Source organism: Bacillus sp. HMA207, assembly GCF_003402455.1.
GTDB classification, from domain to species: domain Bacteria; phylum Bacillota; class Bacilli; order Bacillales; family Bacillaceae_G; genus Bacillus_A; species Bacillus_A cereus.
On the sequence record NZ_BEZT01000005.1, the window covers coordinates 62,130 to 81,592 of the forward strand.

Here is a 19,463-nt window from a genome sequence, read left to right on the forward strand (position 1 = left end):
TTAATAAACAAAGGCCCATCACTTATCTTTCAAGACTTGCTTGCTGGAATTAGCACGGTGTTCTTATTACAGAACCCGCTGCTGAGGTGTCATAGGGCCAGTCCCTCTACCTCTCTGGATAAGTAAATTGCTATATTATTATTTAGTTCAAATTGTATATCTCGAATTATAATTCTGAAAAATTGAAAAGTCAATCTAATTGGATAAATTTAGAAAAGTCAGTTTTTAATTCTTTTATCGAAATTACAGTTTTCGGCTTATAATAAAAAGAAATGATATTAAAGGAGTTATAAGATGGACCCCTTACTTCTTGCTACTATAGGATTACCCTTAACAATCGTTATACTTGTCATCATCGGCTTCTATAAACTCTTTATTAAAAAGAAACGTATTACTTCTTTTTATACTCCTTTCGATAATATTACCGGGCAAACTATTTCCGAATTTCACGAAGAACAGAAGGTATTAGTATCCGAGGATGAAGACGGAGATGGTAAGAAGAAAAAATAACCTTGCACAGGCAAGGTTATTTTTTCGTTTCTGCTTGAAAACGTTTATAGTATGTCGATGCTGTTGCAAAGTTAATTTCTATATCACGAATCAACGATGAATCTTCTTCTTTCGCTAACTTCTGTAATTTTTTCATCGCTTGTTCTGATTCATTCAAGAAACCAACATATACCTCATGTTCTTGCTCTTTCGATTTTGGAACACGAATTTCTTTACGTATATGATCAATATCTTCTAACATGCTCGTTGTTACCTTTTGCACATCTTCTTTATATGTAGCATTCGTTATTTCCTTACCGCCCTTTTCTTTTGCCACTTCAAATAACTGCAGTGCGTTATTAATTTCTTTATTCATTTTCAAATCGTATTTTTCATGTACTGCACGGTATTCTTTCATTTCTTCTGTTTGTTCTGTAGATTGCTCTACCTTTTCTTTCGTTTCTTTCGTATCTTTATTTCCATTACACCCTGCTAGAAGGAGCATACTTCCCATTACAGCAATACCCAAAACCTTCTTCATCTCTTCTTCTCCTTTTATCTACAGCTATTACTCATTATAGTTTCTTTTATCTCCACTTGTTATTATACCGAGAACGCCCTACTTTTTACACTTAAGACGACATCGTAATATATATACCAACATGTTTGTCACAGTATCGTCACTTTATACAAATAACTTTTGCAATGCTTTACTACATCACCTTACAAAACTGTATGAGGTATTTCAAAGAAATGAAAAAAGAACTGATTCAAACATTCCCTTTGAATCAGTTCTTTTTTATTAAGCCTCTAAATTTTGTCTTTGTTGCAGTTCAAACTGCTTCTCACTTCTTCTGGCCATAAATAGATAACATAATACTGCTCCTACTTCACAAAGCGCAATAACAATACCCATCGGTAATGCTGTATTACTTCCACCGATACCTACTAGCGGCGCAACAAGAGCTCCTGAAATGAACTGTAATAAGCCTAATAAAGCTGATGCTGTTCCTGCAGCTTGTTTCTGATTTCTCATCGCTAATGAAAACCCAGTTGTTGATACAACCCCGACACTTGATACGACAAGGAATAACGAACATAAAACACCGATTAAACCTATTCCTAGTACGATTGTAAGTAGTAAAGATAGGCCACCAACAGCTGCGATAATAATACCAGCAACAAATAATGTCTTCTCATTCACTTTCCCCGCTAAACGACCCGTTACCTGACTAGCAATAATAATACCGATGCCGTTAATCGCAAAGAATAAACTAAATTGCTGTGGTGATGCTCCGTATATGTTCTGCAACACAAATGGTGAGCCCGAAATGTATGCAAACATTGCCGCTGTTACTAATCCTTGTGACAATGCATATCCCATAAACAGACGGTCCTTTAATAGTTTCCCGTACGTCGCCAAAGTCCCTGACAAACCACCCGTTTCTCTTTCTTCAGGAGGTAATGTTTCGCGCAATACGAAAGTAGCTGAGATTAACATAAATACGCTAATTGCCCCAAGGACGATGAAAACACCGCGCCACGTTGTAAACTGTAATAATTGCCCCCCAATAATCGGTGCCAAAATAGGTGCTGCTCCGTTTACTAACATAAGCAGTGAGAAAAACTTCGTCATTTCAGAACCTGAGTACATATCACGTACCATGGCACGTGATATAACAATACCGGCTGATCCTGAAGCTCCTTGTAGAAAGCGCAATAACACTAATGTCCAAATAGATGGCGCGACAGCACAAAGTAAAGAAGAAGCAACATAAATAATAAGAGCAATAATAAGCGGTTTGCGTCTTCCGTAAATATCACTAATTGAGCCAACAAATAATTGTCCTACTGACAGCCCAAGCAAACAAGCTGTTAATGTAAGCTGCGCTAGGGATGCACCTGTTTGCAAGTCATCCGTTAACTTCGGTAATGAAGGCAAATACATATCAATAGATAATGGCCCAATCGCCGTAAGTGTTCCTAATACAAGAATCATCCATAACCTGTTTGCCTTTACAGGTTTATATATTTCATGATTAACTTCATTCACTTTTTCAATTCACCCTTTCCTATACAAACCGAATCGTAACAATTATAGTTACATCATAAACATACGTCAAGTACAGTGCATTTTCCTCTTTCATAATGTAAAAAAAGCGATAGAAATTCTATCGCTTTACTTTTTTACATTGCTATTCGTAAATTTAGATACTGAGGCCATCGTCTCTCCCGTATCTAAATATGTAATTTGAATTGGGTCTCCTACTTCTGTAAACATAGCATATGGGAATTTCTTCACCGGTATCATAAATACCTTTTGTTCATTCTCTAAAAGTACGTACACGATTGTATTTTCACCTGATTTCTCTTTATATACACGTTGTACAATACCTTCTTTTTGCGCTTCTTTTCCTGTTGAGGTTGGTCTAAATGTATCACCATTACCGCTCATTACGTTTTTATAATTCTCAAGCGCTTCTTTCTGCGAAGAACCTGTCGCAAATATTTTTGCATTAGCAGCATATACAACTGTATGTGCACGTACTAGGCCTCCATCATCAACAACCGGAATAATCCAAGCTGGTTTACCGTATACGTTATAAATGACAGGCATTGTCCCATGCCATTTCTCTCTCTTAAAGGAATTATCCACTACTTCTGTAGCTGCTGAACCATCCATAATCCCCTTTACTTCTTTTCCATTATAGTAATATAGCTTGCCTGTACGTGCATCTACTAATGAATAGCCTAGGGCTGAATCTACTCCTTCTTTTGGAGAAGTAAAGTCTGTAAAATAATACAGTGTTCCATCTTTACCAAAGATCGGGGTCACCCCTTCTTTCGTTCCCCACTCAGTCGGAATTTTCATATCTGTTTGCGAGAATTTCGTATTCCAAAATCCGTGAATATATTTACCAAAGTACGTATTTAACGTAGATGCAGTCTCATGATTTAATACACCATCAACAAATTTAGGTGCCTTTCCTTTATCATATCTTTTCACTTCACCTGTTTGTGCATCTACTACGACAACACCTTCTACCTCAAATCCAGATCTTCCTGAAATAAATTCACCATACGTCATTGTATAATATGGTTTTCCTTTATCATCAACCTCAAATTTAGGTTTTCCTTTAAAGATTAAATTTGGTTCTGCTTGCCTTACCACACGCTCTAAATTATTACCAAAAAACATGCTTGGCACATATTTCATTTTATAACCGAGGTGCAGTTTCGCTTCCGCATCAGGATTCGTACCTGACATCGTTACATACCCTGGAATTGTCTCAGCTTTACGCGCTTTAAAAAATCCTGAAACTTCAATCGGCGCTACATATAAAGCCTCGCCGTTTACCATTTGTGGCGTTAATTCTCCTAGCTCAAAATAAGCTACTTTTGGAATATCACCAAATACTTTTTTCATCTTATTCTCCGCTGTCTTTGGCGGCACTGTAAACGGCTGGTCATTTTCAGTAAATGGCTCTGAAATATCTTTCTCTACCTTAACAACAGAATCATATTTCTTTTGCGAGATTACTATATCGTGCAAATAACCAAAGTAGCCGTAACTTGCGAGTAAAATAAACATTAGAAGTCCTTTTAATGTACCTTCTAATTTCCCTATTTGATCTTGTGAAAATAAAACAAGCCCAATTAAAATTGCTACTGCAACAGAATAATGAGTAAGAATCGAGTCTACTCGATCATCAATTAGCCAAAAGTATTCATAGATTGCAATACCTATCCAAAATAAAACAGGAATAACTAAAATAGATGATTTCTTACCCTTTACAACCTTCTTATCTCCCTTCTTATCCACTGCTCGAAGCTTACTACTACTTCTTGTCCATGGAATCAAAAACAAAGTAAGAATAGCTAAAACTACAAATTTCATCAAAGGCACTGTCCCCTTTTCTTTTGTATTCCCTTTTAGTATAACAAATAAAGGGTATTAAGGTGAAAATAGGAATAGTTATATTTTTTTACTACCTAATACAATCCCGCTCACTACATATAGAATAGATGCAATATAAAAAATTGTACCAATCGTAAAGAAATCTACTAAATATCCCGTGGCAATAACCGCTACTGCTCCGCCAATGGATGTCCACACATGGTATTTTCCAATCTCATAACCAGCCTTTTCCTGCGCAACCTTTCGTGCTAATGAAGTCTTCTCAGTATTACGCTGCACAGCACCTAAAACTCCCATTACAATTTGAAGAATATACACATGCCATACTTCCGTGGCAATCGGAAAGCAAAGCATTAAGATTGCCATGGACCAAGCGTATATGATTAATAATTTTTTATCACCTACTTGATCAGATACCTTTCCCACTAGTGGATATACAAGCGCTGATGTTAAAGCAAATAAGCCATACGCCCAGCCAAATTGCGAGAAGCTATTTCCAACGTTTCGAAGTAATAATATATAAAAAGGAAATACCATACTTCCTGCCATCATGATAATACTTTGCGAAGCCACAAATCTTCTATATGTCATTTCGTATACTCCCTATAAAATAAATTAACAAATCGCTCTTCTGAATCTACTTCCTTCTTTTTCTTGAGAAATTCTTCAATACGAGGATATGCCCTCTTTAACTGCTCTTTCGTTGGATAAGAATAGTACGGCAAATAGTAACTACCGTTATGCTTTAAAGTAACATCAATCATCTTCCGAATGACATCCTCTGTTCTCTTTATCTCACTCTCTGAGCGTCCCTGGTTAATCAAAAGAACCAGCGCAAACATATCATCTTTCGCATAGGACAAAACTGCATTTTCATTCTTTTCCACGTAACGAATCGTAATGTTGAGTAAATTAAACTCTTCTTCATTTAATACGTTACGTAAATCATCTATATACTCTGTGAAAGCATCTATAGGCACAAAGTATTCTTGTAACACTTCGGTCCTATTTGGATTTTCATATTCCATAAAAGCACTATCTGATCTCATAACATTATTACGCGTCTCATACTTTCCATCTGTACGTTCAAAATAACCTCTTTGTATATCCCAAAATGTATTCTTTCCCCAATCACTATAACGTGATAACCCAAGTAAAAATTTCGGTGCAGCTATAATATTTTCTTCCTTTAATTCACTGTACTCTTCTCTCATATTTTGATTTTGTGCCAAAGTATAATCCGTCACATACATCTCTTTTAAAAATGAATTTGGAGCAACAGAAATACGTGCTAAGTGCATACGAACATTCTCATCTCTTTTCACTTTCTCTTTGAAATAAGATGCGTATTCTTTATAATCTATCATTCTCGTGTGCATTTCATATAATTCATCTTCTGTTAACTTCAGCGTCATATCTAAAATAACTCCAAATAAACCGTAACCCCCAATGACATATGGAAATAACTCTGCATTTTCTTCTCTACTTACATTACGTACCGTGCCATCTGCCATTAACAATCTAAATGAATCTACTGTATCAATCAGTGCCTCATGACGAATATCACGCCCGTGTACATTTACACTTAATGAACCGCCAACAGTAAAAATATTTTGAGACTGCATGACCTGTACCGCAAGGCCATAAGGATTTATTTTCTTCTGAATATCATTCCAGGTGACACCACTTTGAACTGTAATCCGCTTCTTCTCTGGATCAAATTCTAATATTTTATTATATCCTTTCATATCGAGCATCGTGCCATTCGGATAATATGTCTGTCCTCCTTGGCTATGTTGCATGCCTGCAATGGAAATTTTCTCTCCTGAAACTTTTGCATCTCGCACTAATTTTATTAACGAGTGCTCTTCCGTAGCACTTTCAACACGTTTTATTTTCGTCGGAAGCAATTTACCTACATCACTCATAATAGGATGATCAATTTGTTTTTTATACGTATGTACAGACGTTGCAAGCAAAACCGTATATGCGACAATGACCACTGCTATCTTTCTTTTTTTCAAAGGACACTCTCCTTATTAGCAACAAAAAGAGATACCCGTTCTTTCAGGTACCTCTCTTGACAGTGATTACTTTGCTGCTGGCAATTGTATTGGATCAAATTTATCATACGATGTAAACTTTGCATCCGTAATAATATGCGCTTTATCCTCACCATTGCTACTCATAACCATATCTATCTTTGCTGATTCATATTTAAAATCTTTTGTAATAATATATTCCCCATCTATTTCTTCTATCTTTGCATTTTGGCCTTGTAGCATTTGTTTCTGCTTTTCATCCATACTAGCTAACATACTCTCTGTCTCTTGCCCTTTTAATGCAAACTTCAGCTTATAATTATCTCCACTTTTCTCCATCTTCACTTTATTTAAAATTTCCGATGGAATCTCTAAATTATCTACCATTCCTTGAGTCGCGTTCATTCCGTTAGCATTTAATTGTTCCTCTGGTACAGACATAACTTCACCCGTATTAGGATTTTTCAACTGACCAGCAATTTTGCCACCCACATCATAAACAACAACCTCTGTACCAGAAACATTCATTTCAGAACGAGAATTTTTTTTCTTCGGCTCTAGTTGCATTTTGGCCTTTATTACATTCATCTCTGTTCCTTCAGCCTTTATTCCCACATCATATGTCATCGTTACATTTTCTTCGTTTTTAAAAGCTTCATTCGCTTTATTAAAAACATCCTTCGCTGTTAATTCCTTTTCTTTCTGCACAGCTTCTTTTTTCGGTTCATCAGTCTTTTTTGTTTTCTCATTACTACACCCTACTCCTAGACCGACTGCAAGTACTAAACTTGAAATTAAAATAAATTTTTTCATAACGTCCCCTCCTTCCCAAAAATAATATCATCTCTTTTCCTATGAAATCTATATAATTCGTAATATTTATCTTTAAATTTATTTCCTATATAACAACATGTTTGAGAAAAAGTTTAAATATGATGTAAATAATAACAACTCATTTCAGGAGGTCAGGATGAAAGCGATTATTTGCACAAAGTATGGACCACCTAATGTTCTCCAGCTTCAAAATGTAGAAAAGCCTAAACCTAAAAAAAATGAAGTATTAGTTAAAATTCACGCAACAAGTGTATCAACTGGAGATTGTAGAATACGTGGCTTTAATAGCCCCCTCTTATTTTGGATTCCTATGCGGATCATATTAGGTTTCAGAAAACCGAGAAAACCTATACTTGGCGTAGAATTATCCGGTGAAATCGAAGACATTGGAACAGATGTAACACAATTTAAAAAAGGAGATCCAGTTTTTGCATTAACAGAACTAAACCTTGGTGGTTATGCGGAATACACATGCGTGCATGAAAGTGGATTAATAGCATTAAAACCTACCAATGTGACATATGAAGAAGCTGCCGTTATTCCTTTTGGCGGAACTTCAGCATTGCACTTCCTTAGAAAAGGACAGATAAAAAAAGGGCAACGAGTACTTATATACGGCGCCTCTGGGTCAGTAGGGACAGCTGCCGTACAACTTGCGAAATACTTCGGGGCGACTGTCACAGCCATTTGTAGTAGTTCGAATTTCGATTTAGTAACAGCTTTAGGGGCAGACAACGTAATTGATTATATGAAAGAAGATTTTACTAAGCGGGGCGAGCACTATGATATTATATTTGATGCAGTTGGAAAATATAAAAAGTCTCTTTGTACAGATGCATTAATGCCTAATGGAAAATATGTATCTGTGAACGGAATGATGGCAAAGGTCAGTAAAGAAGATATGAACCTACTAAAACAACTAGCTGAAACAGAAAAGCTAAAGCCTGTTATTGATAGAACTTACCGATTAGAAGAAATTGCTGAAGCTCATATATATGTAGAAAAAGGACATAAAAAGGGGAACGTTTCGATTACCTTAAAATAAAATATATTCTGAAAATATCATTGACAATTCTTTTTGTACGATTTACTATTAGTACCATATTCAAAACTACATACACATACTCTTATCAAGAGTGGCGGAGGGACTGGCCCGATGATGCCCGGCAACCGAGCTTATGACGTATAAGCTAAGGTGCTAATTCCTGCAAAACGAGTTTTCGTTTTGGAAGATAAGAGAGGAATCTATTTCGTCTATTCGGCACCTCTCTTATTTTTGAGAGGTGCTTTTTATTTTGGAACGTATATGAAGGGGGATTTATAGATGAAAAAGGTATTATTAAGCATTGTAAGCGGAGCAGTATTATTATTAGGCGCATGTAGCGTGAGTTCAAATAAAGAGGTAAAAGCATTAGACGAGAAAAAGATTACTGTCGGTGTAACAGGTGGACCACATGAACAAATTTTTGAAAAGGTAAAAGAAGTTGCAGCAAAAGATGGTCTCGAAATTGATATAAAAGTATTTAATGATTATGTAGCGCCAAACGTATCATTAGATGAAAAAAGCCTTGATGTAAATAGCTACCAAACGAAATCGTATTTAGATGTATTTAAAGCTGAACGCAATATGAAATTAGCTGAAGTATTTTCAACAGTAACATTCCCTATGGGCGTATATTCTAAAGATATAAAAGATGTAAAAGACTTGAAAGAGGGCGATGCAATTGCTGTACCAAATGACCCAACGAATGAACTTCGAGCTTTAAAATTATTTGAAAAAGCAGGGGTTTTAAAAGTTGATCCAAAGGCTACAGAAAAAGCGACTGCAAAAGATGTAATTGAAAATCCAAAAAAATTAAAGATTGTCGAATTAGAGGCATCTCAATTACCAACGCAACTAAGTGAAGTGAAAGCAGCTGCAATTAACACAAACTTTGCATTAGGTGCAAAATTAAGTCCAGCGAAAGATTCTATTTTCCGCGAAGGAAAAGATTCACCCTATGTGAACTGGGTTGTTGTTCGTACTGAAAATAAAGATGATGCCGTTGTAAATAAATTAAAGAAAGCTTATCAATCTAAAGAAGTAAAAGAGTTTATCGAGAAAAAATTTGATGGTTCAGTTTTACCATCTTGGTAGGAGCTGACGATAATGATTGAATTAAAAAACATATCCAAAGTATTTACAACAAAAAAAGGGAATGTTGAGGCTCTTAAGTCTACTTCCCTTAAAGTAGAAAAAGGCGAGGTATTTGGAATCATTGGGTATAGTGGCGCTGGTAAAAGTACATTGATTCGATGTGTAAATTTATTAGAAAAACCAACGACAGGAAATATCATTGTAAACGAACAAGACTTAACAACGTTATCGACAAAAGAACTAGCAAAAGCGAGACAAAGAATCGGAATGATCTTTCAAGGATTCAATTTACTTAAAACTGTTACCGTTTATGAAAATATCGCATTACCGTTACGGCTTGCTGGCATTACAAAAGCAGAAATTGAAAAAAGAGTAGAAAAGTATTTACGCATTGTCGATCTTTTTAATCGAAAAGATGCGTATCCAAGCGAACTTTCTGGTGGTCAAAAACAGCGTGTTGCAATTGCTCGTGCGCTATCACATGAACCTGAAGTGTTATTAAGTGATGAAGCAACGAGCGCATTAGATCCCGAAACAACCGATTCTATCCTTGATTTGCTATTAAAGATTAACGAAGAAATCGGAATTACGATTTTACTCATTACACATGAAATGAATGTCATCCAGCGTATATGTGACCGCGTTGCTGTTATGGAACATGGATCTGTAGTCGAAAGTGGGACTGTAAAAGATATTTTCACAAACCCACAACATGTAACAACGAAGAAATTTGTAAATAGCGCATTTGCAGCGAAAATTCCAGAAGAGGTACAGAAAGAACTACAAAGTACTGGAGAAATTGTAACACTTTCATTTATTGGCACTACTTCAGGGGAACCTGCCTTAGCCGTTGCCACAAAACGTTTCCAAGTGTATCCGAATATTTTATCCGGTAATATTACGCAGTTAAAACATGAAGCATATGGGAAACTAGTCGTTCATATGCAAGGGGAACAAAATGAAATCCACCGTGCTTTATCATTTTTACAAGAGCAAGGAATCATCGTAGAAGGAGGTAGAACAGACTATGGGAAACAAGTCCTTTTTGGATGAATGGGGTAAAGTCATATGGGAAGCTACGATCCAAACCTTTCAAATGACATCTATTTCATTACTCATCTCGATCCTTATTGCACTGCCACTTGGTGTTACACTTGTTTTAACGAGACCTGGTGGGCAGCGTGAAAATAAAATCATCTATCCTATTCTTAATACAATTATTAATATCATTCGCTCTCTTCCATTTATCATTCTATTATTCTTTATTTTACCTTTTACAAAGTTTCTAATGGGAACGTCCATTGGCGTGCAAGGTGTTATCGTACCGCTTGTCGTCTTCACAGCCCCTTATATCGCACGTTTAATGGAGACAGCTTTACTAGAAGTCGATCGTGGTGTCATTGAAGCCTATCAAGCGATGGGCGTTTCTACTATAAAAATTATTTGGCACGTTATGGTGAAAGAAGCTCGTCCCTCCCTTGTACTCGGATTAACAATTGCAACGATTGGCTTAATCGGCGCAACAGCAATGGCTGGCCTTGTAGGTGCTGGCGGGCTAGGGGATTTAGCATACCGGTTCGGACATTTACGCTACGAGCCTGAAGTAATGTATGCAACCGTCTTTATTTTAATTATCCTCGTTCAAGGATTACAGTCTTTAGGGAATGGTGTTGCACGAAGATTGAAGAAAGATTAAAAAAAGAAGGCATCTCACCAAGGTGAGATACCTTCTTTTTTATCTTTTAAATCCACCTTCTGAATGAATAACTTGCCCAGTAATCCACTCGGCCTCTTCACTTACTAAAAATTTAATGAGTCTAGCTGCATCCCTTGGCTCACCAATTCTGCCAAAAGGAAACAGCGGCTTTAACCCTTGTTTTATCTCTTCAGTCATCCATCCTGTATCGGTTGGTCCTGGATTAATTGCATTCACTGTTATTCCTAAATGAGCTACCTCTGCTGACAACGTACTAGTAAGAGCATCAATAGCTCCCTTCGTTGTCGCATAAGCTAGTTCTCCTGCCATAGGACCTTGAAATTGCCCCGAAGTAATATTAACAATTCTACCACCATATTTCTTATCAAATCCCCGGGAAAATTGACTACTGAGCAATGTAGTCGCACGAACATTTACCATATAATGCTTATCTAATTCTTCAGCAGTCAACGTAGAGAAATCATTATTCGTAGAATATGCTGCATTATTAATTAATATATGAGGGTACCCTAATTGTTCAGTAACTTTATTTATAAGATCTTTCGGTGCATCATTCTGAGTTAAATCTAACTCCATACTTGAGACTTTAACACCGTTTTTTAGTAACTCTTCTTTTAATTGTATTTGTTCATTTTTATCAACGCCCCAAGGCATCTCTTTATCGTAAGCTGTCCAATACGTAAAAAATATATCGTATCCTGATTCAGCTAATTCTTTACAAACCGCTGCGCCTATACCATCTAGACGACTTACCCCTGTAATAACTGCTACTTTATTTTTCAATTGGTTCATCATATACTCCTCCAAGTTTAAAGGACGCATATTTTATATAAGAGATATAAACTTTCCCACAAAAAAGACAGATACATAAAATAGGCACCTATCCTTATAAAAGGGATGTACAATCCAAATATGCATTCCTTGAATGATTTACAGATAACTAAATAAACCCTCGCTTATGAGAGCAAAATTCATCTATCTAGTTTCTAATCATTACAAGTTCATCCACATATCTAGTCTTTGCCTCCTTTTGATATATCTCTATTATTAGTCTATCAAAAAAGATGAAATGTTACAAAAAATAAAACAATTACTCAAAACATATATTCGTTCACATTTCCTCTATTGTGAATTTATTCACAATGGATATATAATAAACATGTAAATACAATATTGGAGGGATTTCAATGGTTATCAATTTTTTAAGAACTGATAAACGTGCTACTTTCATATTATTACTTTTACGGCTTTACATAGGATATACATGGCTCGCTGCTGGGATAGGCAAAGTCTTCGGACAATCTTTTGACGCAAGCGGTTTTCTAAAGGGTGCTATTGCTCAAGCATCAGGTGACCATCCTGCAGTACAAAGTTGGTGGGCAGATTTTCTTCAACATTTTGTCCTTCCAAACGCAGACCTATTTAGCTTTTTAGTTCAATGGGGAGAAATTTTAATAGGTCTAGGTTTGATTTTAGGCGGATTAACAAAAACAGCTGCATTTTTCGGAATCATAATGAATCTTTCATTTTTATTAAGTGGAACCGTTAGTGTAAACCCAAACCTGCTTATTTTGACTATGTTCATTTTAGTTGCAGGGCAGAACGCTGGACGTATTGGATTAGATGGCTATGTTTTCCCTAAACTTTTCCGTAAAAACAACCACAGAACATATAAATTAAGTAAAACTGCGTAGTAACAGTTTACTTTTAAAATATAAATAAGAAAAAGAGCCTGACTATAGGCTCTTTTTCTTATTTATCCTAATTTAAACTTTTAACGAACCACGAAAACCTCTGGCAGCATAGTAAGAGTCTGCTCCATTGTGGTACACGAAAACATGTCCAAAGCGATAATCGCAAAATAGAGCACCACCAAGCTCTCTAATATCTGAAGGTGTTTGTACCCAACTCGATGATTTCATATCAAAATCTCCAAGTTGTTGTAACTCTCGATATTGTTCTTCCGTTAATAACTCAATGCCCATAGCATTGGCAACATCAATAACGTTATTTTCTGGTTTATGTTTTTTTCTTGATTCTAACGCTTCAAGATCATAACAAAGACTTCTGCGGCCTTTAGGACTCTCCTTTGAACAATCATAGAAAGTATATTCGTCCTTTTCTTCATCATAACCAACAACATCCGGCTCACCACCAGTTACTTCCATTTCGTTAAGTGACCACATTTTTTCATTATTAGTAGTCAGCTTCGCTTCAACTTTAGCCCATTCAAGACCTTCATGGCGGTTCATGTTTTTCTCAAAACGAGCTTGCAATACTTTCAATAACTCTTCACGTTTTTCTACTAGTAAGTCATTTTTATTTCCTGTCATATTAGTCCTCCCTGATGTATGTACTGATAGTAGTTTAAGTATATATTTTATAATAAATCATCTCAATATGAAGACCGTTTCAACCTTATGTCTTGTACAAACATCCATTACAAAGTCCTAAAGCCCTCCATACTCTCCTCAAGAATATAGTGTGAAAACCACATCAAGTTCTGCTTCATAATAGCCACATGAACTCCTGGTTGGTCAGAACTATATGCCATTCCTTTAAATATAATTAATTCTGTATCAACTTCCATATCCATTAATCCTTGATATAGATCATATGCATTTGTAATTGGAATTCTTGCATCCTTTTCCCCATGTTGAATTAAGGTAGGCGTACAAGCTGATTTAATATACGTCATAGGTGATGTCTTCGTATATATCTCTGGATCATTCCATGGAGTATTTCCTAAATACATTCTAATAAAGTAAGGTATATCTGTATTTACATAATGGGTACTCCAGTTAGTGATTCCACCGCCAACTGAAATAGCTTTAAACCGACTACTAAACGTAGAACAGAAAGCTGATACATATCCACCGTTGCTCCATCCCATAACTCCTACTCTATCCTTGTCTACCATCCCTTTTTCTACTAGTTCATCCACTCCAGATATAACATCATCGTAGTCAGCAATCCCCTGTTTTCTATAGTTAGCTTTTAAAAATTCATTACCATAACCTGAACTTCCTCTGTAATTTGGTTCTAAAACGATAAAGCCTTTTTCAACAAACTGTTCAATCGGATATTTCTCATTGAAGCAGTCTGAAAATATCGGAAAAGATGCCCAAGCCGGACCGCCGTGAATTACTACTAATAAAGGATATTTTTTATTAGTGTCAAACTCTACTGGCGTTGATAAAACACCTTCTATTTCAAGACCATCGCTACTTTTCCATGAGATGATTTCCCTGTTACTTCTAAGTTTCCCTTTGAAAAAGCTATTTTCATCCGTTATTTTTTTATCGTCTAAATAGATTTCAAAGGTTTCATTTGTTATAGCCTTATTGTAGGATATATGTTTGCCATCCTTTGTTATAGAAGCATCCATTATAAAGCCATCTACTTTTTCGCTTAATATTTCCACAGTGCCATCTTCGGCTAGCAAACCAATAAGATAATTCGTTTTATTCTGCCACCTAATTAAAACCCCTTTAGCTGTCCACTGTAATGGCATAACCGTACTATCAAAATTTGTTACAGGTTGAATTACCTTTCCGGTATTTATATCATATATCTCTAACGTACTATCTTGTATATGGTTTCTATAGTAATCCTTCTCTCTTATGCTTGCTGTGTAACATATTTTACTGCCGTCAGGAGAAAAGCAAACACTCCCTCCCAACAACTTATCCACATTCAGCTTTTGTAGCTCTCCAGCTTTAATATGGAGTATGTATAGATCTCCATTTATATAATCTGCCATATTTGAGCTTGGTGTCGCCATAAATACAACCTTTTTACCATCATTTGAAATATCAAATTCATGGATATGAAAATCCTTACCATCCGTTAATTGATAAACAACTCTGTTCTCGTGTTCATCTGTATCACTTTGTATCACCTTCTCTATTTCAATGTAATATAAACCATTATTCTGGTGTTCCTTACCTATATGTTGAAAATCTCCATATAGGTCCTTACGTTTCTTTATCTCCTCACATTCTTTTGACTGCGTAACATAATAAAGACCCTTTCCAGTAGGACCCCATTTGAATGTACTGACTCCTTCTTTCTCATCAGTAATTTGAACATCTCTATAACCATCTAGTGACTTAACAAATATCTGATTTTCCCCATCACCAACTGGACTAAGATATGCGATGCACCTAGCATCTGGAGACCATAATGGGTGTGTACTATCTATATCACTATTTGATAATGGGTAACTCTGCTTCTTATCTTTTTCATATATCCATACATGATTCCTATATATATTGTCTTTCCAATCAGCCGTCTTCTTAACAAATGCTACGTTTTTACCATCATCACTTATGTTTGTACTTGATACGGTTGGTAATGAAATAACCTCTTCTATACTTAAATATGTTTTTTCATTCACTTTCATCAATATACCCCCTCGAAATGTCCATAAATCTCTCGTCTCTTTTTGTCGTAATAAAGGAAATTGTTCACGAATACTTAAAATGGTAACGGAAAATTCAGATAAATAAAAGTGAAGTCGATAAAGTAAAACTTTAATTTATGGAGTTCTATCCACTTACCAATTCTAGATGTTCTTTTTCGACACAAAAACACCCCTTTTAGATACAAATTTGTAAATTTATTTTAAAGCTATAACTATATGTTGGTTTGGAATAAAATTTGATAGAAATGAAGTCACAAATCTTTATTTAACAACAAAAAAATTCATTTTGAAAAAACGATTGATCAAAATAGAATCACTCTTTTTAACTAAGTATGAGATTTTTATAAAAAAATTTTAATCCAAACTCACTTAGAATCTTTACTTGAAGGAATAAAGCTTCGCATCTTTTTTGTGAACATCGTTAAACTAAGATAAACTTTGACCGTATCTGTAATTAATTGTAAAATATTATACGTAGAAAGGTATTATAAAATAAATATAGAAGGGGTATGTTTTTTAGTTTTAAAGGGGCTAAAGCACATCTATTTTATGTTTTCAAAGGGAGAATTGAAAAATCATATGAAGAATTTCAAAAAGAGTACAGGTAAAATTTTACTAGCATCCGGATTAGTAGTTTCTATGTCAGCTTGTAGTGTAACAAATTTATTTGGAGAAAAAGAAAAAACAAATGCTGAATCTGGTAAACAAGAAAGTAAAGAAACTAAGACAGAAGGAACAAATTCAACTAAGTCAGAAGGTAAATCATCTGAAACAAAGGAAAAATCAACTAACTCAAAAGAAGAAAGTAAAGATGTTAAGATGATTATGGTTTTACCTGAGGATTACCCACAACTTATGGTAGACATTGAAGAAGACTTATTAAGACGTCTAGATTACTATGATGCTTCTGTGAGGGATAATAAAAAGGGAAGTAAGTCAAATGAAGAGGTACGAGATAGTATTAAAGACTTAGATAAAGTATTTAATAAAATAGAGCGTATAGATGCACCAGGAAAATACAAGGAAGATCATAAGGAAATTGTAAAAGCTGTTCAAAAGTTAAAAGAATCTTTCAAAGAAGTATCGAAGTTATTTGATTACTCTAAAACACTTAAAGATACGGATGATGCAATCATAGATAAAGCAAACAATAAATTAGATGAAGCAAAACGCATTTGGAAACCTGTATTTAATAAGTTAAAAGCGGAAGCTAAGGGTGGTTCAACAACTACTTCTACAACAAGTGGTACTAGTTCTTCTAACTCACCGAGTTTATCTAGTGGTAATACAGTTAAAACATACAGTACCCAAGATAAAACTGGTATATTCAAAGGAAAAATTGATACACCAGACGAGGATTCCGCTAAGTTTAAGAATGTACAGAACAACTATAAAGACGGTACAGAGCTTGTAGGTAATTGGGGTATTGATTACGGAGACGGAGTCAAAACTACGTTAGTCCTAAAAGCAGATAAGACATTTGAAACATATGCAAATGGTTCTTATCCAAATAAAGATAATTACTTAACAGGAACATACCAAGCAGACGTTTCTTCCCATCAGTTAACGCTAATGGTGGAAAAAGGAACTCAAAATGGTCAAGAAGTGAAATTAGAAAGACCTATTTATTCATCATATGAGGTTAAAAATTTAGATGGTAAAGCGTTACAGATTTTCCACATAGACGAACAAGTAACAATTTGTTATGTAAAACAATAAATAACTAAAAAAACTCTGTAAAATGATTTTTACAGAGTTTTTTCTTAGTTTTAATTTATTTCAAACGTATAACTATACTTATTAACCTACCAATCTCCTACTCAACAGTAACAGACTTAGCTAAGTTACGTGGCTTATCAACGTCACACTCGCGGTGAAGTGCTGCGTAGTATGAGATAAGTTGTAATGGAATAACTGCTACTAGCGGTGCTAGCGCTTCGTGTACAGCTGGTAATACGAAGCTGTCACCTTCCATTTCTAAGCCTTTCATTGAAATGATACATGGGTTAGCCCCGCGTGCTACTACTTCTTTCACGTTACCACGAATTCCAAGGTTTACGTGCTCTTGTGTAGCAAGTGCGATAACTGGTGTACCATTTTCGATTAAAGCGATTGTACCGTGTTTTAACTCTCCTCCAGCGAATCCTTCTGCTTGGATGTAAGAGATTTCTTTTAGTTTTAACGCACCTTCTAATCCTACGTAGAAGTCTACGCTACGTCCGATGAAGAAACAGTTACGCGTTGTCGCTAAAAATTGTTTTGCTAATGCGTCCATTTCTTCTTTTTGATCACAAAGTTCTATCATTGCATTTGCTACAAGTCCTAGTTCGTGTGTTAAATCGAAATCAAGAACTTCACCTTTTGCTTTAGCAATATCAGCCGCTAAAATTGAAAGTACTGCAAGCTGTGCTGTGTAAGCTTTCGTTGATGCAACTGCAATTTCTGGTCCAGCGTATAACGGAAGTGTATAATCAGCTTCACGAGAAAGCGTAGAACCAGGCACGTTTGTAATTGTTAATGCTTTATGGCCCATTTCATTTGTTTGCACAAGTACTGCACGGCTATCAGCTGTTTCACCACTTTGTGAAATGTAAATGAAGAATGGTCTTTCTGTTAATAATGGCATGTTGTAAGAGAATTCACTTGCCACGTGTACTTCAACTGGCATTTTTGCAAACTTCTCGATAAATTGTTTTCCAACAAGACCTGCATGATAACTCGTTCCACATGCAATGATGTAAATACGATCGCTATCTAAAATCGCATTGCGGATGTCTTGATTTAATTCAATTTCGCCATTTTCATCTTGATACTTTTGAATTATATTACGGATTACAAGTGGTTGCTCATCGATTTCTTTAAGCATGAAATGAGGATATGTTCCCTTTTCAATATCACTTGCGTCTAATTCCGCTGTAAACGGTGCACGTTCAATCGTTTCACCTTGTAAGTTTTTAATTGTAATACTTTCTTTCGTTACGATTACGATTTCTTTATCCATTAGCTCAATAAATTGATCTGTAACTTGTAACATCGCCATAGCGTCGCTTGCCACAACATTAAAGTTGTCACCAACACCTACTAATAGCGGGCTTTTGTTTTTAGCAACATAAATCATGTTTGGATTTTCAGCATCAAGTAATCCGATTGCATAAGAGCCATGTAAAAGAGATAGCGTATTACGGAACGCTTCTTCTACACTTAATCCTGTGCTCACTTGTTGTTCCATAAGCTGTACGATAACCTCTGTATCTGTTTCACTTACGAACGTTACATCTTGTAAATATTCCTTTTTCACTAATTCATAGTTTTCAATTACACCGTTATGAACTAATGTAAAGCGTTTTGATGTACTTTGATGCGGATGCGCGTTTACCTTACTTGGAACACCGTGTGTAGCCCAGCGTGTGTGTCCGATACCCACGCTTGCTGCTACGTTCTCATCTACGATTTCACGAAGTTTTGCGATACGGCCTTTTTCTTTGTATACAACAACACCGTTCTCTGCTTGTACTGCAATACCTGCTGAATCATATCCACGATATTCTAGCTTTTCTAAACCTTTTAATAAAATTTCCTTTGCATCTTGCTCTCCAATAAATCCTACGATTCCACACATGTTTAGTCGCCGTTACAAATGCTTACACTGCTCTGCGAACATGTAACGACATAGTCCGATACCATTTTTATTTATACTAAAAAACGGATTACATATTGCTAGCCCTGTAAGCTTGTAACGGCTTTCACCTTCCTCTCGATTGGGTTTAAGTCCGTATATACTTATACAGCTAGTTTTCATCCGTTCCTCTTCTCTCATCACACTTTCACCTTTGTCCACTAAGTCACCTTAATGATTTAAGTAAAAGTTTGCGGTTGTGATGAACAACCGGGAGTCATCC

Annotated in this window: 18 protein-coding genes and 2 riboswitches; of the genes, 7 read left to right on the plus strand and 11 right to left on the minus strand. The window is 35.7% G+C overall.

Translation table 11 applies throughout. The features are described 5' to 3' along the window. Positions 1-19 precede the first annotated feature (19 nt). A riboswitch (SAM riboswitch) is annotated at positions 20-125 on the minus strand. A gap of 169 nt (positions 126-294) precedes the next feature. Continuing rightward, entirely contained in the window at positions 295-510 is a 216-nt protein-coding gene (locus tag HMAS_RS25930) for a DUF3951 domain-containing protein (RefSeq protein ID WP_000371386.1), read from the plus strand. Positions 511-526: 16 nt separating this feature from the next. Here the strand turns inward: HMAS_RS25930 and HMAS_RS25935 are convergent, their stop codons facing one another. The 6 genes from HMAS_RS25935 to HMAS_RS25960 form a co-directional block, all read right to left on the minus strand. Continuing rightward, a complete protein-coding gene (locus tag HMAS_RS25935) occupies positions 527-1,030 on the minus strand; it encodes a lipoprotein (RefSeq protein WP_006920100.1) in 504 nt (167 codons plus the stop codon). A gap of 261 nt (positions 1,031-1,291) precedes the next feature. Further along, on the minus strand, positions 1,292-2,551 hold the full coding sequence (locus tag HMAS_RS25940; RefSeq protein ID WP_231009439.1) for a multidrug effflux MFS transporter: 1,260 nt from the start codon (positions 2,549-2,551) through the stop codon (positions 1,292-1,294). Positions 2,552-2,668: 117 nt separating this feature from the next. After that, positions 2,669-4,387 carry a DUF3981 domain-containing protein gene (locus HMAS_RS25945; RefSeq protein WP_000674048.1) on the minus strand — a complete coding sequence of 573 codons (1,719 nt, stop codon included), beginning with the start codon at positions 4,385-4,387 and terminating at the stop codon, positions 2,669-2,671. 78 nt (positions 4,388-4,465) lie between these two features. After that, positions 4,466-4,999 (minus strand): MFS transporter, encoded by a 534-nt coding sequence (locus HMAS_RS25950; protein ID WP_065223227.1) that lies wholly within the window; start codon positions 4,997-4,999, stop codon positions 4,466-4,468. Beyond that, positions 4,996-6,432, minus strand: a complete 1,437-nt coding sequence (locus HMAS_RS25955) for an FAD-binding oxidoreductase (protein WP_046392313.1) — start codon at positions 6,430-6,432, stop codon at positions 4,996-4,998. Before HMAS_RS25955 ends, HMAS_RS25950 begins: the two co-directional genes overlap by 4 nt. A 66-nt stretch (positions 6,433-6,498) precedes the next feature. Then, positions 6,499-7,263 carry a DUF6612 family protein gene (locus tag HMAS_RS25960; RefSeq protein WP_000713522.1) on the minus strand — a complete coding sequence of 255 codons (765 nt, stop codon included), beginning with the start codon at positions 7,261-7,263 and terminating at the stop codon, positions 6,499-6,501. Positions 7,264-7,420: 157 nt separating this feature from the next. Between HMAS_RS25960 and HMAS_RS25965 the strand changes: the two genes are divergently transcribed. The 4 genes from HMAS_RS25965 (at position 7,421) to HMAS_RS25980 (ending at position 11,117) form a co-directional block, all read left to right on the plus strand. After that, positions 7,421-8,329, plus strand: a complete 909-nt coding sequence (locus tag HMAS_RS25965) for an NAD(P)-dependent alcohol dehydrogenase (RefSeq protein ID WP_000643859.1) — start codon at positions 7,421-7,423, stop codon at positions 8,327-8,329. Positions 8,330-8,408: 79 nt separating this feature from the next. Next, positions 8,409-8,523: riboswitch (SAM riboswitch) on the plus strand. A gap of 85 nt (positions 8,524-8,608) precedes the next feature. Next, positions 8,609-9,421 (plus strand): MetQ/NlpA family ABC transporter substrate-binding protein, encoded by an 813-nt coding sequence (locus tag HMAS_RS25970; RefSeq protein ID WP_000756997.1) that lies wholly within the window; start codon positions 8,609-8,611, stop codon positions 9,419-9,421. 12 nt (positions 9,422-9,433) lie between these two features. Further along, positions 9,434-10,474 carry a methionine ABC transporter ATP-binding protein gene (locus HMAS_RS25975; protein WP_046392312.1) on the plus strand — a complete coding sequence of 347 codons (1,041 nt, stop codon included), beginning with the start codon at positions 9,434-9,436 and terminating at the stop codon, positions 10,472-10,474. Further along, complete coding sequence (locus HMAS_RS25980; RefSeq protein WP_000527151.1) at positions 10,449-11,117, plus strand: methionine ABC transporter permease; 669 nt, start codon at positions 10,449-10,451, stop codon at positions 11,115-11,117. The genes HMAS_RS25975 and HMAS_RS25980 overlap by 26 nt, the downstream gene beginning before the upstream one ends. Positions 11,118-11,156: 39 nt before the next feature. Here the strand turns inward: HMAS_RS25980 and HMAS_RS25985 are convergent, their stop codons facing one another. Further along, positions 11,157-11,933, minus strand: a complete 777-nt coding sequence (locus tag HMAS_RS25985; protein WP_033686082.1) for an SDR family oxidoreductase — start codon at positions 11,931-11,933, stop codon at positions 11,157-11,159. A gap of 392 nt (positions 11,934-12,325) precedes the next feature. Between HMAS_RS25985 and HMAS_RS25990 the strand changes: the two genes are divergently transcribed. Then, a complete protein-coding gene (locus tag HMAS_RS25990) occupies positions 12,326-12,832 on the plus strand; it encodes a DoxX family membrane protein (protein ID WP_098906538.1) in 507 nt (168 codons plus the stop codon). A gap of 72 nt (positions 12,833-12,904) precedes the next feature. Here HMAS_RS25990 and HMAS_RS25995 read toward each other — a convergent pair whose 3' ends face one another. Together HMAS_RS25995 and HMAS_RS26000 are read right to left on the minus strand one after the other, a co-directional pair. Next, positions 12,905-13,471, minus strand: coding sequence for a DUF4256 domain-containing protein (locus HMAS_RS25995; protein ID WP_000147394.1), 567 nt, complete (start codon positions 13,469-13,471; stop codon positions 12,905-12,907). Between the two features lie 107 nt (positions 13,472-13,578). Next, positions 13,579-15,543, minus strand: coding sequence for a prolyl oligopeptidase family serine peptidase (locus HMAS_RS26000; protein ID WP_116345091.1), 1,965 nt, complete (start codon positions 15,541-15,543; stop codon positions 13,579-13,581). A gap of 588 nt (positions 15,544-16,131) precedes the next feature. Here HMAS_RS26000 and HMAS_RS26005 point away from each other — a divergent pair. Then, positions 16,132-17,283 (plus strand): DUF3994 domain-containing protein, encoded by a 1,152-nt coding sequence (locus tag HMAS_RS26005; RefSeq protein ID WP_414635045.1) that lies wholly within the window; start codon positions 16,132-16,134, stop codon positions 17,281-17,283. Positions 17,284-17,380: 97 nt separating this feature from the next. Here the strand turns inward: HMAS_RS26005 and glmS are convergent, their stop codons facing one another. Both glmS and HMAS_RS26015 read right to left on the minus strand, forming a co-directional pair. Next, a complete protein-coding gene (gene glmS / locus HMAS_RS26010; RefSeq protein WP_000334163.1) occupies positions 17,381-19,183 on the minus strand; it encodes a glutamine--fructose-6-phosphate transaminase (isomerizing) in 1,803 nt (600 codons plus the stop codon). Between the two features lie 12 nt (positions 19,184-19,195). Then, positions 19,196-19,381, minus strand: coding sequence for a hypothetical protein (locus HMAS_RS26015; protein ID WP_001206405.1), 186 nt, complete (start codon positions 19,379-19,381; stop codon positions 19,196-19,198). Between the last annotated feature and the right edge of the window lie 82 nt (positions 19,382-19,463).